Origin of the sequence: Streptomyces cellostaticus, from assembly GCF_001513965.1 — a bacterium.
GTDB classification, from domain to species: Bacteria; Actinomycetota; Actinomycetes; order Streptomycetales; family Streptomycetaceae; genus Streptomyces; species Streptomyces cellostaticus.
The window spans coordinates 1-13,417 of record NZ_KQ948019.1; the positions used below are offsets into that span (position 1 = coordinate 1).

A 13,417-nucleotide genomic window follows, 5' to 3' on the forward strand; every position below is an offset into this window, starting at 1 on the left:
TTTTTCGTACTGTGGGGTGAGGTTCACCTGACCCCGGCGGAAAGGCATCATGAAGCCCGTGCCCCACGCGACATCGCTTCGCCGCGCGCCCGTCCAACGGCGCAGTGCCGAACGGCTGACCAGGATCCTCGACGCCTGCGCCGACCTCCTCGACGAGGTCGGCTACGACGCCCTGAGTACCCGGGCGGTCGCCCTGCGCGCCGAGGTGCCCATCGGCTCGGTCTACCGCTTCTTCGGCAACAAGCGGCAGATGGCCGACGCCCTCGCCCAGCGCAACCTGGAGCGCTACACCGAGCGCGTCACCGAGCGCCTGAAGCAGGAGCGGCGGGGCGACTGGCGGGCCGCCATGGACGCCGTACTGGACGAGTACCTGAGCATGAAGCGCACGGCGCCCGGCTTCTCCCTCGTGGACTTCGGCAACCAGATCCCGGTCGGCACCCGGCAGGCCGAGCCCAACACCAGGGTCGCCGACCGCCTCACCGGCCTGCTCTCCGGCTACCTCGGCCGCACCCCCGACGAGGAGGAGCTGCGGCGCGTCTTCCTCGTCGCCGTGGAGAGCGCGGACACCCTGGTGCAGCTGGCCTTCCGGGTCGATCCCGACGGGGACGAGGCGATCATCCACGAGACACGGGAGCTGCTGCGGGCCTACCTGGGGCGCGTGCTCGACTGAGCCTTCGGAGGGCTTCGGAAGGCCGTAGGGGGCTCCCCTCCGTGCCTACCGGTCGGTATGCTCGGCCCCGAGCCCGCCTGGGCTTGCGCGGCACCGCCGCCGATCCTCCGGGAGGACCCGTGTCCCGCACCGCCCTGCGAATCTGCCCCCTGTGCGAGGCCACCTGCGGGCTGACCCTCACCATCGAGGGCACCCGTGTCACCGGCGCCCGCGGCGACCGCGAGGACGTCTTCAGCAAGGGGTTCATCTGCCCCAAGGGCGCCTCCTTCGGTGCCGTCGACGGCGACCCCGACCGGCTGCGCACCCCGCTCGTCCGCGAGGACGGCGCCCTGCGCGAGGCCACCTGGGAGGAGGCCTTCGACGCGGTCGCCGCGGGCCTGCGCCCGGTCGTGGAGCGCTACGGCCCCGACTCCCTCGGCATCGTCCTCGGCAACCCCAACGTGCACACCATGGCCGGCGCCCTCTACCCGCCGGTGCTGCTCGCCGCGCTGCGCACCCGTAGCCTGTTCACCGCCTCCACGGTCGACCAGATGCCCAAGCACGTCTCCAGCGGGCTGCTCTTCGGCGACGCCAACGCCATCCCGGTGCCGGACCTCGACCACACCGGCCATCTGCTCCTCATCGGCGCCAACCCCCTGGAGTCCAACGGGAGTCTGTGCACCGCCCCCGACTTCCCCGGCAAGCTCAAGGCCCTCAAGGCCCGCGGCGGCCGGCTCACCGTGGTGGACCCGCGCCGCACCCGCACCGCGAAGCTCGCCGACCGGCACGTCGCGATCCGGCCCGGCGCCGACGCCCTGCTGCTCGCCGCGATGGCCACCGTGCTGTTCGAGGAGGGTCTGGCGGACCTCGGGGACCTCGCCCCGCACGTCCAGGGTCTGCCCGAACTCCGCGACGCCCTGCGGGAGTTCACCCCGGAAGCCGTCGCGGGGGCCTGTGACGTCGACGCGGCCCTCATTCGCACCCTCGCCCGCGAACTCGCCGCCGCCCCCACCGCCGCCGTCTACGCCCGCATCGGCAGCTGCACCGTCCCGCACGGCACCCTGGCGAGCTGGCTGGTCGACGTCCTCAACATCCTCACCGGCAACCTGGACCGGCCGGGCGGCGCCCTGTTCCCGCAGGCCGCCACGGACAGGACACCCCGCCCGGCGGGTCCCGGCCGCGGCTTCGCGCTCGGCCGCTGGCACTCCCGGGTACGGCAACACCCCGAGGCCAAGGGGGAGTTGCCGCTCTCCGCGCTCGCCGAGGAGATCGACACGGTCACCGCGGAAGGCGAACCCGTCCGGGCGCTGATCGTGGTCGCGGCCAACCCCGTGCTGTCCGCCCCCGACGGCCACCGCCTCGACAAGGCCCTGGACTCGCTGGACTTCATGGTCAGCGTCGACCCCTACCTCAACGAGACCTCCCGCCACGCCGACGTCGTCCTGCCCCCGCCGCCGCCCTCGCAGAGCCCCCACCACGACTTCGCCTTCAACACCCTGGCCGTCCGCAACCAGGTCCGCTACAGCCGCCCCGCCGTCTCTCTCGAACCCGGCCGCATGGCCGAGACCGAGATCCTCGCCCGGCTGACCCTGGCCGCCACCGGCATGCACGGCGCCGACCCCGGCGCCGTGGACACGATGGTGATCGAGCAGACCCTCGGCAAGGCCGTCCAGGAGCCCCACTCCCCGGTGCACGGCCGCGACCCGAAGGACCTCGCCGGCCGGCTCACCGGGGAGACCGGCCCCGAGCGCCGGCTCGACCTGATGCTGCGCCTCGGCCCCTACGGCGACGGCTTCGGCCTACGGCCCGACGGGCTGACCCTGGACCGGCTGCTCGCCCACCCGCACGGCATCGACCTCGGCCCGCTGCACTCCCGCCTGCCGCAGCCGCTGAAGACCGTGAGCGGCAAGGTCGAGCTGCTGCCCGGACCGATCGCCGGCGACCTGCCCCGGCTCCGCGAGGCCCTGCGCGAGCGCCCCGCGGGTCTCGTCCTCGTCGGCCGTCGCCATCTGCGCTCCAACAACAGCTGGATGCACAACGTGCCCGCCCTCACCGGCGGCTCCAACCGCTGCACCCTGCACATCCACCCCGAGGACGCGGAGCGCCTCGGAGTACGCGACGGGGCCGACGTACGCGTGACGGGGGCCGGGGGAGAGGTGGTGGCCCCCGCCGAGGTCACCGACGGGGTCCGCCCGGGCGTGGTGAGCCTCCCGCACGGCTGGGGCCACGACCGCCCGGGCACCCGGCTGAGCCACGCCACCACCGACCCCGGCGTCAACGTCAACCAGCTCCTCGACGGCAGCCTGCTCGACCCGCTCTCGGGCAACGCGGTCCTCAACGGCATACCGGTCGAACTCACCGCAAGGCTGTGACCTGGAGTATTGCGCTTATTGCTCGCACGTCAACGTCTTGTTAACGCCGTTTGAACGGACCTAACGTCATCGCACCGCCGACCCCTGGTGGGTTGTTCAAGGGCGAACGTTAGGTATCCACTCATGCTGACCATCCTCGGCTTCGCCATGATCGCGACCTTCCTGGTCCTGATCATGCTGAAGAAGATGTCGCCGATCGCGGCGCTCGTACTGATCCCGGCACTGTTCTGCGTCTTTGTCGGAAAGGGCGCCAAGCTCGGCGACTACGTCATCGACGGCGTCACCGGTCTCGCGCCCACCGCGGCGATGCTCATGTTCGCGATCGTCTACTTCGGTGTGATGATCGACGTCGGTCTCTTCGACCCGATCGTCCGGGCGATCCTGAGGTTCTGCAAGGCCGACCCGCTGCGCATCGTCGTCGGCACCGCCGTCCTCGCCGCGATCGTCTCGCTCGACGGCGACGGCTCGACCACCTTCATGATCACCGTCTCGGCGATGTACCCGCTGTACAAGCGCCTGAAGATGAGCCTGGTCGTGATGACCGGTGTGGCCGCGATGGCCAACGGCGTGATGAACACGCTGCCCTGGGGCGGCCCGACCGCCCGGGCCGCGACCGCGCTGAAGCTGGACGCCAGTGACATCTTTGTGCCGATGATCCCGGCGCTCGCCATGGGTCTGCTGTTCGTCTTCTGCCTCGCCTACGTCCTCGGCCGCCGCGAGCGCAGGCGGCTCGGCGTGCTGACGCTGGACGAGGTGCTGGTGGAGGAGCCTGCCGAGCAGGAGACGGTGCTGGTGGGCGCCGGTTTTGGCACAGGGGTCAAGCGCACCGGAGGTTCCGGCGGCGGCGCGGGCCTGCCCGAGGAGCCCGAGGACGACGGTTTCCAGGGCCTGGACCCCCACCGCGCCACCCTGCGCCCCAAGCTGTACTGGTTCAACGCGCTGCTCACCATCGCCCTGCTCACCGCCATGATCATGGAGTGGCTGCCGATCCCGGTGCTGTTCCTGCTCGGCGCCGCGCTCGCCCTGACCGTCAACTTCCCGCACATGCCGGACCAGAAGGCGCGCCTGGGCGCGCACGCCGAGAACGTCCTCAACGTCTCCGGCATGGTCTTCGCCGCCGCCGTCTTCACCGGCGTCCTGCAGGGCACCGGCATGGTCGACCACATGGCCACGTGGCTGGTGGACAACATCCCCGACGGCATGGGCCCGCACATGGCCTTCGTCACCGGCGTGCTGAGCATCCCGCTCACGTACTTCATGTCCAACGACGGCTTCTACTTCGGCATCCTGCCGGTGCTCGCCGAGGCGGGCCAGGCGCACGGCGTCTCCTCCCTCGAGATCGCCCGGGCCTCGCTCGTCGGCCAGCCGCTGCACATGTCCAGCCCGCTCGTCCCGGCCGTGTACGTCCTGGTCGGCATGGCCAAGGTCGAGTTCGGCGACCACACGAAGTTCGTCGTGAAGTGGGCCGCCCTGACATCCCTGGTGGTGCTCGGGGCAGGGATCCTCTTCGGCATCATCTGATCTTCCAGGGAGGACGCGCCCATGGCGCCCGGTGGGAACCGCGGCTGGCTGCTCCGTCTCGTCATCGCCTTCGGCTTCGCCCAGGGGGCGGTGTCGATGGCCCGGCCCGCCGTCTCCTACCGGGCCCTCGCGCTGGGCGCCGACGAACGGGCGGTCGGTGTCATCGCGGGCGTCTACGCCCTGCTCCCGCTCTTCGCCGCCGTACCGCTCGGCCGGCGCACCGACCACGGCCGCTGTGCACCGCTGCTGCCCGTCGGTGTGGTGCTCATATCCGGCGGCTGCGTACTGAGCGGCCTCGTCGGCTCCCTGTGGGCGATGGCCCTGTGGAGCGGAGTGATGGGGCTCGGCCACCTCTGCTTCGTGATCGGCGCCCAGTCCCTGGTCGCGCGCCGGTCCGCGCCGCACGAACAGGACCGCAACTTCGGGCACTTCACCATCGGCGCGTCCCTCGGCCAGCTCATCGGACCCGTAGCCGCGGGCGCCCTGATCGGCGGCCCCGACATGGCGGGCAGCAGCGCGCTCGCCCTCGTCGTGGCGGGCGCGGGTGCCACGGTCGCGTTCACCTCATTGTGGCGTATCGAGGACCGCAGGGCCGTCAACTCCCCTGCCGCGCAGGGCGACCGGGTGCCGGTCGGCGGGATCCTGCGGGCCCGGGGCGTGCCCGGGGGCATGCTCATCAGTCTGTCGGTGCTGTCCGCCACCGACATCCTCACCGCCTACCTCCCGGTGGTCGGCGAGCACCGGAGCATCGCCCCCTCGGTGATCGGTGTCCTGCTCAGCCTGCGCGCCGCGGCCTCCATCGCCTGCCGTCTCGTGCTCACCGTGCTGCTGCGCCTGCTCGGCCGGCCCGCGCTGCTCACCGTGACCTGCCTCCTGGCGGCCGTACTGTGCGCGGGCACCGCCCTGCCGGTGCCGGTGTGGGCGCTCGGCCTGATGCTCGCCGTCCTCGGCTTCTGTCTGGGCCTGGGCCAGCCGCTGTCCATGACGACGGTCGTCCAGGCCGCCCCCGAGGGCGCCCGCTCCACCGCGCTCGCCCTGCGCCTGACCGGCAACCGGCTCGGCCAGGTCGCCGCACCGGCCGCCGCGGGCCTGGTCGCGGGTCTCGCGGGGGTGGCCGCACCGTTCGTGATGCTCGGGGTCCTGTTGGTGCTGTCGTCGGGGGTGGCGCTGCGGTCACCGGGTGACGAGAGGCGGTCGGAGGGGGCCGGACGGGTGTCCCGGGTGCGGCGGAAGGGGTCGGCGTTGCGCCGCACGAGCGATATCTGACGGCGCGTCCGGCATGGTGCGGTGAGCTCTGGTGTGGATGAGTGATAGTCCCAACGAAAGGTCGATTTGTATGAAAATCGTCTAACTCGGAGGAGCTTGGATGCCCACCCTGACACTTCCACGGACCTTCTCCCGCGCGGGCGCCACCGTCGTCCTCACCGCGCTGGCCGCGGCGGGCGCGTCGTGGGTGGCGGCGCCCACTGCGGCTGCCCAGGGGGAAAACGGCGACATCAGGATCCACCGCGTGGGCGTGCCCTTCGGCGTCTCGAAGGACGACCCGGTGGTCTGCAAGTTCTACCTCGACGCCGTCAACTTCGACGTCCTGCCCGCCATTGCCTACACCATCACGCCACAGCCGCCGCTGCCCACCAGTGCCACCGTCTCCGGGACGATCCAGCTCGCCGGCGGCGCCGGGCACACCGACCCGCTGGGCCTGGCAGACGGGCAGTACCGGCTCACCTGGATCGTGGCGGGCGCCCCCAGGGAGAAGATCTTCCGCATCAACTGCCACGACGGCAAGCAGGACGGGGCGCACGGTCCGGGCCAGATCGAGGACCACCAGCACGACGACCAGCGCGGCGATCAGCATGACGACCAGCACGGTGACGCGGCCTGGAGCCAGGGCGGCGACCACAACGACGGCCCGAAGGGCGCAGTGCACGCGGGCGGCGGCGGCATGGTCGACACCACGGGCGCGTTCTCGCCGGTGGCCGCCGCCGCGGCCGTGGGTCTGGTCGCGGTCAGCGGCGCCGTGTACGTCCGGCTGATCCGCCGGCGGCCCCATGGCGCGGCGTAGGCGCAGACGCAGGCCGTGGCACCGGACCCGCGCCTACCGCCTCGTCAGGACGGCCCTGCTCGCGGTCGTCCTGGTGACGGTGGGCGTCCGGTGCGGGGGAGACGACGGGCCGGCCGATCCGGTCCGGGCGAGCCGGGAGGAGCCCGGTCCGGCCCGCGAGGGACCCCCGCCCGACCCGCTGCCCCGGTCCCGGCCGACGTCCCTGCGCATCCCGTCCCTGGGGGTCGACGCGCCGGTCACCGGTGTAGGGCTCGACCGGGACCGGCAGCTGGAAACACCGCCGATCGGCACGCCGAAGCTGGTCGGCTGGTACCGGGGCGGTCCCACGCCGGGGGAGTCCGGCACCGCCGTCGCCGTCGGCCACCGCGACACCAGCACCGGCCCCGCCGTCTTCGCCGCACTCGCCCAGGTGAAGCCCGGCAAGCTGATCGAGGCCAAGCGCGCGGACGGCCGTACCGCCGTCTACACCGTGGACCAGGTGAAGGTCTACGACAAGGCCGGCTTCCCCGACGAAGAGGTGTACGGGCCCACCGGGCGCCCGGAGTTGCGCGTGCTGACCTGCGGCGGCCTGTTCAGCCGGCGCACCGGCTACACGAGCAACGTGGTGGTCTTCGCCCACCTGACCGCGACCGGGTGACGGGCAAAGCGCCCGATCCCGTGCGTTCCCTTCCCCCGGCCGGGCACATTCCGTTAACTTCCGTGACTCACAGGCCCCGTACGACCGCACGGGGCCTTCGGACCCACGGAGCAGCGGCGCTCCGGACAGCCCCCGGGGGCAGCAGTCATGACACGCGCCATCACCCTGCACGACGTGAGCAAGTCCTACGCGCGGGGCCCTCGCGTGGTGGAGCGGCTCTCGCTGGACATCGCGCCCGGCGAATTCCTGGTCCTGCTCGGCCCGTCCGGCTGCGGGAAGTCCACCGTGCTGCGCATGATCGCGGGACTGGAGGACATCGACGAGGGCGAACTCCTCCTCGACGGCGAGTACGCCAACGACTGGCAGCCGTCCGAGCGGCACATCGCGATGGTCTTCCAGAACTTCGCCCTCTACCCGAGCATGACCAGCCGCGACAACATCGGCTTTCCGCTGCGCATCGAGGCCCCCGGCGCCGACCCCCGGCCGCGCGTGGACGCCACCGCCCGCATGCTCGGCATCGAGGACCTGCTCGACCGCTTCCCCAGCCAGCTCTCCGGCGGCGAACGCCAGCGGGTCGCCATGGGCCGGGCCATCGCCCGCCACCCCTCCGCCTTCCTGATGGACGAGCCGCTGTCCAACCTCGACGCCAAGCTCCGCAACCACCTGCGGGCCGAAATATCCCGGCTCACCCGCGAGTTGGGCGTGACCACGGTGTACGTCACCCACGACCAGGCCGAGGCCATGTCCCTCGGCGACCGGGTCGCCGTCCTGCGCGGCGGGGTGCTCCACCAGGTGGGCAGCCCGCGCGAGGTGTACGCGCTGCCCCGCAACGTCTTCGTCGCCGCCTTCATCGGCACCCCGCGCATCAACCTGCTGCGCGGCCTCGTCCGCGCCCCGCTGGACGGTGCGATGACCATCAGCCTCGGCAAGCAGTATCTGCGCCTGCCCGAACCCCTCTGCCTCGACCACCGGTTGCTGCGCGTGCAGCAGGGCCGCGAGGTCATCGTCGGACTGCGCTCGGAGGCGGTGCGCATCGCCAGGCACAGCGCCGCCCGGCCCGGCGAGGTGCCGCTCACCGGGCTGGTGGAGCACATGGAGTTCCAGGGACACGAGACCCTCGTCCACTTCAACACCGGCTCCCGCCCCGCCGTCGTACCCGAGCTGGAGGCGCCCCGCCCGGCCGCCCGGCCCGCACGGCGCCGCCGCCGGGAGGGGCCGGGCATGCTGGACCGGCTCAGGGAGCGGGCGGGTTCGCTGCGTGCCGGGCCGGTGGTGGTCCTGGAGGACCCGGCCGATGCCGCACCCGACCCCGCGCCCCCGGAGGGCCGCCTCCCCGGTGACCTGGTCGTCCGCACCACACCCGACATCCGGCTGCACCACGGCATGCAGGTCCCGCTCCTCGTCGACCTCGCCCATCTCTTCGTCTTCGACCAGCACGGCGACCGCATCTGCCCCGCTCCGGTGCGGCTGCCGGACCTGGACGAGTGACGTCCGCGAGGAATGCACACATCGAGAAGTGAGCCCCGCTAGAGATGCGTACATGAATGTGCATCTCACCCGAAGCCGGGCCGTCCTCGGGGCCGTCGGGCTGCTCGTGGCCCTCGCCGCTCCGACCGCCTACGCAGCGCTCGACGGCGCCGATCCCGTCGTACCGGAACGCGGCAAGCCGTACGTCGAGACCCAGCTCTTCTTCGGCACCGCACGCCCCGACGGCGGCCCCGCCGTCACCGACAAGCAGTTCATGGCCTTCGTCGACCACGAGGTCACGCCCGGCTTCCCGCACGGACTCACCGTGCAGAACGGGCGCGGACAGTGGCGGGACGCGAACGGCACGATCGAGAAGGAGCGGTCGTACGAACTGATCCTGCTGTACCCGGTGGCGGAGGCGGTCAAGAGCGACCGGAAGATCGAGGAGATCCGCACGGCGTACGAGAAGGCCTTCGCCCAGGAGGCCGTGGGGAGGGTGGACGACCGGGCCCGGGTCGACTTCTGATGTCATGGGGCGTCTGGTGCACGAAAACTAACGCCGCTAGTTTGTGAACCGGACGACCACACGCCCCGCCCGGGAGGAAGCACCATGAAGGCACACGACGGCCTGTACATCGACGGCGCCTGGCGCCCCGCCGAGAGCCGGGACGTGATCGAGGTCGTGAACCCGGCCGACGAGCAGGTCATCGGCCGGGTCCCGGCCGGGAACGCCCTGGACGTCGACACCGCCGTACGCGCCGCGCGCGCCGCCCTCCCGGGCTGGGCCGCCACGCCCCCGGCCGAGCGGGCCGCCCGCCTCGCCGCCCTGCGGGACGTCCTGGTGGCCCGCAAGGACGAGATCGCCGAGACGGTCACCGCCGAACTGGGCGCGCCGCTCCAGTTCTCGCAGGCCGTGCACGCGGGCGTGCCGATCGCGGTCGCGGGCTCCTACGCCGAGCTGGCCGCCACCCACTCCTTCGAGGAGAAGGTCGGCAACTCGACGGTCCTGCACGAGCCGATCGGCGTCGTCGCCGCGATCACCCCCTGGAACTACCCGCTCCACCAGATCGTCGCCAAGGCGGCCCCGGCGCTCGCCGCGGGCTGCACGATCGTCCTCAAGCCCGCCGAGGACACCCCGCTCACCGCCCAGCTCTTCGCCGAGGCGGTCCACGAGGCGGGCGTCCCGGCCGGCGTGTTCAACCTCGTCACCGGCCTCGGCCCGGTCGCCGGGCAGGCCCTCGCCGAGCACCCGTGCGTCGACCTGGTCTCCTTCACCGGTTCCACGACGGTGGGCCGGCAGATCGGCGCGGTGGCCGGCGCGGCCGTCAAGAAGGTCGCCCTCGAACTCGGCGGCAAGTCCGCCAACGTCATCCTGCCGAGCGCCGACCTCGCCAAGGCGGTGGCCGTCGGCGTCGCCAACGTGATGTCCAACTCCGGTCAGACATGCAGCGCCTGGACCCGCATGCTGGTCCACCGCGACCGGTACGACGAGGCCGTCGAACTGGCCCGGGCCGCGGCCGCCAAGTACGGCGACCGCATCGGCCCGGTCGTCAGCGCCAAGCAGCAGGCACGGGTGCGCAGCTACATCGAGAAGGGCCTCGCCGAGGGCGCCCGCCTGGTCACCGGCGGCCCCGAATCTCCCCGGGAGCAGGGCTACTTCGTCAGCCCGACCGTCTTCGCGGACGTCACCCCGCAGATGACCATCGCCCAGGAGGAGATCTTCGGCCCGGTCCTTTCGATCCTGCGCTATGAGGACGAGGAGGACGCCCTGCGCATCGCCAACGGCACGGTGTACGGTCTCGCCGGCGCCGTCTGGGCCGCCGACGAGGCCGAGGCCGTCGCCTTCGCCCGCCGTATGGACACCGGCCAGGTCGACATCAACGGCGGCCGGTTCAACCCCCTCGCCCCCTTCGGCGGCTACAAGCAGTCCGGGGTCGGCCGGGAACTCGGCGGGCACGGACTCGCCGAGTACCTCCAGACCAAGTCCCTCCAGTTCTAAGGAAGTCCGCGAGTCATGGCCGTACGAGCCGCCGTTCTGCCCGCCATCGGCGCCCCCCTGGAGATCACCGACATCGAGCTGCCGGACCCCGGCCCCGGACAGGTCCGCGTCCGCCTCGCCGCCGCCGGTGTCTGCCACTCCGACCTGTCCCTGTCCAACGGCACCATGCGGGTGCCGGTCCCGGCGGTCCTCGGCCACGAGGGCGCGGGCACGGTCGTGGCCGTGGGCGAGGGAGTCACCCATGTCGCGCCCGGCGCGCCCGTGGTCCTCAACTGGGCCCCTTCCTGCGGCACCTGCCACGCCTGCACGCTCGGCGAGGTCTGGTTGTGCGCCAACGCGATGAACGGCGCCGCCGACGTCTACGCCCGCACCGCCGACGGCACCGACCTCCACCCCGGCCTGAACGTCGCCGCGTTCGCCGAGGAGACAGTGGTCTCCGCGTCCTGCGTGCTGCCCCTGCCGGAGGGGGTGCCTTTGGTGGATGCCGCCCTCCTCGGCTGCGCCGTCCTCACCGGCTACGGCGCCGTCCACCACTGCGCCCAGGTCCGGCCCGGCGAGACGGTCGCGGTGTTCGGCGTCGGCGGAGTGGGCCTGGCCACCCTGCAGTCGGCCCGCATCGCGGGCGCGTCCCGCATCATCGCGGTCGACGTCTCCCCCGAGAAGGAGGAACTGGCCCGCGCGGCAGGCGCCACCGACTACGTCCTCGCCTCCGACACCACCCCCCGCGAGATCCGCGCCCTCACCGACAAGCAGGGCGTCGACGTCTCCGTGGAGTGCGTGGGCCGCGCGGTCAGCATCCGCGCCGCCTGGGAGTCCACCCGCCGGGGCGGCCGTACGACCGTCGTCGGTATCGGCGGCAAGGACCAGGAGGTCACCTTCAACGCCCTGGAGATCTTCCACTGGGGCCGCACCCTGTCCGGCTGCGTCTACGGCAACACCGACCCGGCCCGCGACCTGCCGGTGCTCGCCGAACACGTACGTGAGGGCCGCCTGGACCTCTCGACGCTGGTCACCGAACGGATCGCTCTGGAGGGCATCCCGGCGGCCTTCGACAACATGCTCGAGGGCAAGGGCGGCCGGGCGCTGGTGGTGTTCTGAGCGGCTGATGCGGGGGCTGAGCGCGCCCCGAAGGGGCGCGGGGCTGTATCGGTATGCGGCTCCGCCGCGTGGGCGCGACCAGCCACGATGTACGCGCACCCGGCACGTCACACAGCCCCCACCCCCGTAGCCGAACTCAGCGCAATGCCTCAGAGCCGATGCCGAGCAACTCAGAAAACGCCCGCTCCCCCGACGGAGTCACCCTCACCGCACGCGAAGACCCGATCCGCACGCACCAGCCCGAGTCCAGGGCATGCCGGCACAGCGCAGCGCCCGCCGCACCCGCCAGGTGGGGCCGGCGCTCGGTCCAGTCGAGGCAGGCGCGGGCCAGCGGGCGGCGTGCCCCGCGGTCGAGGGCGATGCCGGCCCCGCCGAACCACTCCAGCCCCGCATCCGTCAGCGCAAACCCCGTGTCCTGCCGCAGAAACCCCCGGAGGGACAGCGCGTCCGTGACCGCGATGCCGAGTCGCCCGGCGAGATGGTCGTAGCAGGTGCGGCCGCGTGCCATCGCGGAGCCCGCGCTCGACTCCCGCAGCGTGCGCGGGCGTACGGTCTCGGCGGGGTCCACCTGTGCGGCGAGGTCCTCGAGGAGCTGTGCCACGCGCGCGTCGGCCAGCCGCACATACCGGTGCCGCCCCTGCCGCTCCTGCGCGAGTAGCCCGCCTCCGACCAGCTTGCCCAGATGCTCGCTCAGCGTGGACGGGGCGACCCCGGCATGCCGGGCCAGTTCACCCGCCGTCCAGGCCCGCCCGTCCAGCAGGGCCAGCAGGCACACGGCCCGGGTCTCGTCGGCGATCAGCGAGGCCAGCGAGGCGAGGCCGGCGGCCCGGGAGTCCTTGGTGTTCATGCACCCAGCATGCGGCACCGGCACTTCGGCGCCTGCCGAAGTGTCCTCACACGCCCTGCCGCGCCTGCTCGTACTGCTGCGCCAGCCCGTCCAGGAGCGCGGCGAGCCCCGTCTCGAAGGCCCGCTCGTCGATCTTCTCCTGCTGCTCGGCGAGGAGGTGGGCCTGGCCGAGGTGGGGATAGTCGGCGGGGTCGTACGCGCTCGCGTCGTCCACGAAGCCCCCGGCGAAGGAGCCGAGTGCGGAGCCCATGATGAAGTACCGCATCAGCGCGCCGATGGAGGTCGCCTGGGACGGCGGCCAGCCCGCGTCGACCATCGCGCCGTAGGCCGCGTCGGCGACGCGGAGCGCGGCGGGGCGGCGCCCCGGGCCCCGGGCGAGGACCGGGACGATGTTGGGGTGGTCGCGCAGGGCCGCGCGGTAGGAGACGGCCCAGTCGTGCAGCGCGGTCCGCCAGTCCCGGCCGTCCTCGAACATCGACAGGTCGACCAGCGCGCTCACCGAGTCCGCGACCGCTTCCAGGATCTCGTCCTTGGTGCGGAAGTGGTTGTACAGCGAGGGCCCGCTCACCCCCAGCTCGGCGGCGAGCCGCCGGGTGGAGACGGCCGCCAGGCCCTCCGCGTCCACGAGTTCCCGGGCCGTCTCGACGATCCGGTCGGTGCTGAGGAGGGGCTTGCGCGGTCGGGCCATGGCGCACATAGTAGGGCTGTTCCCTGGAAACTAGCAGTGCTAATTTAAATGTATAGTTTTCAAGATTCCGTCTGTGT

At 72.3% G+C, this 13,417-nt stretch carries 12 protein-coding genes; 10 read left to right on the forward strand and 2 right to left on the reverse strand.

Annotation, left to right across the window (positions count from 1 at the left end; genetic code table 11):
• Positions 1-49: 49 nt before the first annotated feature.
• The 10 genes from AQI88_RS11495 to AQI88_RS11540 all read left to right on the forward strand — a co-directional run bounded on the left by AQI88_RS11495 (position 50) and on the right by AQI88_RS11540 (position 11,805).
• Complete coding sequence (locus AQI88_RS11495; protein ID WP_066996160.1) at positions 50-670, forward strand: TetR/AcrR family transcriptional regulator; 621 nt, start codon at positions 50-52, stop codon at positions 668-670.
• A gap of 119 nt (positions 671-789) precedes the next feature.
• On the forward strand, positions 790-3,021 hold the full coding sequence (locus AQI88_RS11500) for a molybdopterin oxidoreductase family protein (RefSeq protein ID WP_066996163.1): 2,232 nt from the start codon (positions 790-792) through the stop codon (positions 3,019-3,021).
• Between the two features lie 123 nt (positions 3,022-3,144).
• Positions 3,145-4,542 (forward strand): CitMHS family transporter, encoded by a 1,398-nt coding sequence (locus tag AQI88_RS11505; RefSeq protein ID WP_066996166.1) that lies wholly within the window; start codon positions 3,145-3,147, stop codon positions 4,540-4,542.
• Between the two features lie 21 nt (positions 4,543-4,563).
• Positions 4,564-5,808, forward strand: coding sequence for an MFS transporter (locus tag AQI88_RS11510; RefSeq protein WP_066996169.1), 1,245 nt, complete (start codon positions 4,564-4,566; stop codon positions 5,806-5,808).
• A gap of 100 nt (positions 5,809-5,908) precedes the next feature.
• On the forward strand, positions 5,909-6,604 hold the full coding sequence (locus AQI88_RS11515; RefSeq protein ID WP_066996171.1) for a hypothetical protein: 696 nt from the start codon (positions 5,909-5,911) through the stop codon (positions 6,602-6,604).
• The gene (locus AQI88_RS11520) at positions 6,591-7,241 is read left to right on the forward strand and encodes a class F sortase (RefSeq protein ID WP_066996174.1); all 651 of its coding nucleotides are present in this window, start codon (positions 6,591-6,593) and stop codon (positions 7,239-7,241) included. The genes AQI88_RS11515 and AQI88_RS11520 overlap by 14 nt, the downstream gene beginning before the upstream one ends.
• 147 nt (positions 7,242-7,388) lie before the next feature.
• Entirely contained in the window at positions 7,389-8,729 is a 1,341-nt protein-coding gene (locus tag AQI88_RS11525; RefSeq protein ID WP_066996177.1) for an ABC transporter ATP-binding protein, read from the forward strand.
• Between the two features lie 52 nt (positions 8,730-8,781).
• The gene (locus AQI88_RS11530; protein ID WP_066996180.1) at positions 8,782-9,234 is read left to right on the forward strand and encodes a DUF3574 domain-containing protein; all 453 of its coding nucleotides are present in this window, start codon (positions 8,782-8,784) and stop codon (positions 9,232-9,234) included.
• Positions 9,235-9,318: 84 nt separating this feature from the next.
• Positions 9,319-10,707, forward strand: a complete 1,389-nt coding sequence (locus AQI88_RS11535; protein WP_066996183.1) for an aldehyde dehydrogenase family protein — start codon at positions 9,319-9,321, stop codon at positions 10,705-10,707.
• 15 nt (positions 10,708-10,722) lie between these two features.
• The gene (locus tag AQI88_RS11540; protein ID WP_066996189.1) at positions 10,723-11,805 is read left to right on the forward strand and encodes a Zn-dependent alcohol dehydrogenase; all 1,083 of its coding nucleotides are present in this window, start codon (positions 10,723-10,725) and stop codon (positions 11,803-11,805) included.
• A 136-nt stretch (positions 11,806-11,941) separates the two neighbouring features.
• On the opposite strand, the gene AQI88_RS11545 is transcribed toward AQI88_RS11540, so the two are convergent.
• Complete coding sequence (locus AQI88_RS11545; RefSeq protein WP_066996192.1) at positions 11,942-12,652, reverse strand: ArsR/SmtB family transcription factor; 711 nt, start codon at positions 12,650-12,652, stop codon at positions 11,942-11,944.
• A gap of 46 nt (positions 12,653-12,698) precedes the next feature.
• Entirely contained in the window at positions 12,699-13,340 is a 642-nt protein-coding gene (locus AQI88_RS11550) for a TetR/AcrR family transcriptional regulator (protein ID WP_066997127.1), read from the reverse strand.
• Positions 13,341-13,417 lie beyond the last annotated feature (77 nt).

Coding starts and splice junctions, on each gene's coding strand:
- AQI88_RS11495 (WP_066996160.1), top strand. CDS start 50: ATGAAGCCCGTGCCCCACGCGACATCGCTTCGCCGCGCGCCCGTCCAA.
- AQI88_RS11505 (WP_066996166.1), top strand. CDS start 3,145: ATGCTGACCATCCTCGGCTTCGCCATGATCGCGACCTTCCTGGTCCTG.
- AQI88_RS11510 (WP_066996169.1), top strand. CDS start 4,564: ATGGCGCCCGGTGGGAACCGCGGCTGGCTGCTCCGTCTCGTCATCGCC.
- AQI88_RS11515 (WP_066996171.1), top strand. CDS start 5,909: ATGCCCACCCTGACACTTCCACGGACCTTCTCCCGCGCGGGCGCCACC.
- AQI88_RS11520 (WP_066996174.1), top strand. CDS start 6,591: ATGGCGCGGCGTAGGCGCAGACGCAGGCCGTGGCACCGGACCCGCGCC.
- AQI88_RS11525 (WP_066996177.1), top strand. CDS start 7,389: ATGACACGCGCCATCACCCTGCACGACGTGAGCAAGTCCTACGCGCGG.
- AQI88_RS11530 (WP_066996180.1), top strand. CDS start 8,782: ATGAATGTGCATCTCACCCGAAGCCGGGCCGTCCTCGGGGCCGTCGGG.
- AQI88_RS11535 (WP_066996183.1), top strand. CDS start 9,319: ATGAAGGCACACGACGGCCTGTACATCGACGGCGCCTGGCGCCCCGCC.
- AQI88_RS11540 (WP_066996189.1), top strand. CDS start 10,723: ATGGCCGTACGAGCCGCCGTTCTGCCCGCCATCGGCGCCCCCCTGGAG.
- AQI88_RS11545 (WP_066996192.1), bottom strand. CDS start 12,652: ATGAACACCAAGGACTCCCGGGCCGCCGGCCTCGCCTCGCTGGCCTCG.
- AQI88_RS11550 (WP_066997127.1), bottom strand. CDS start 13,340: ATGGCCCGACCGCGCAAGCCCCTCCTCAGCACCGACCGGATCGTCGAG.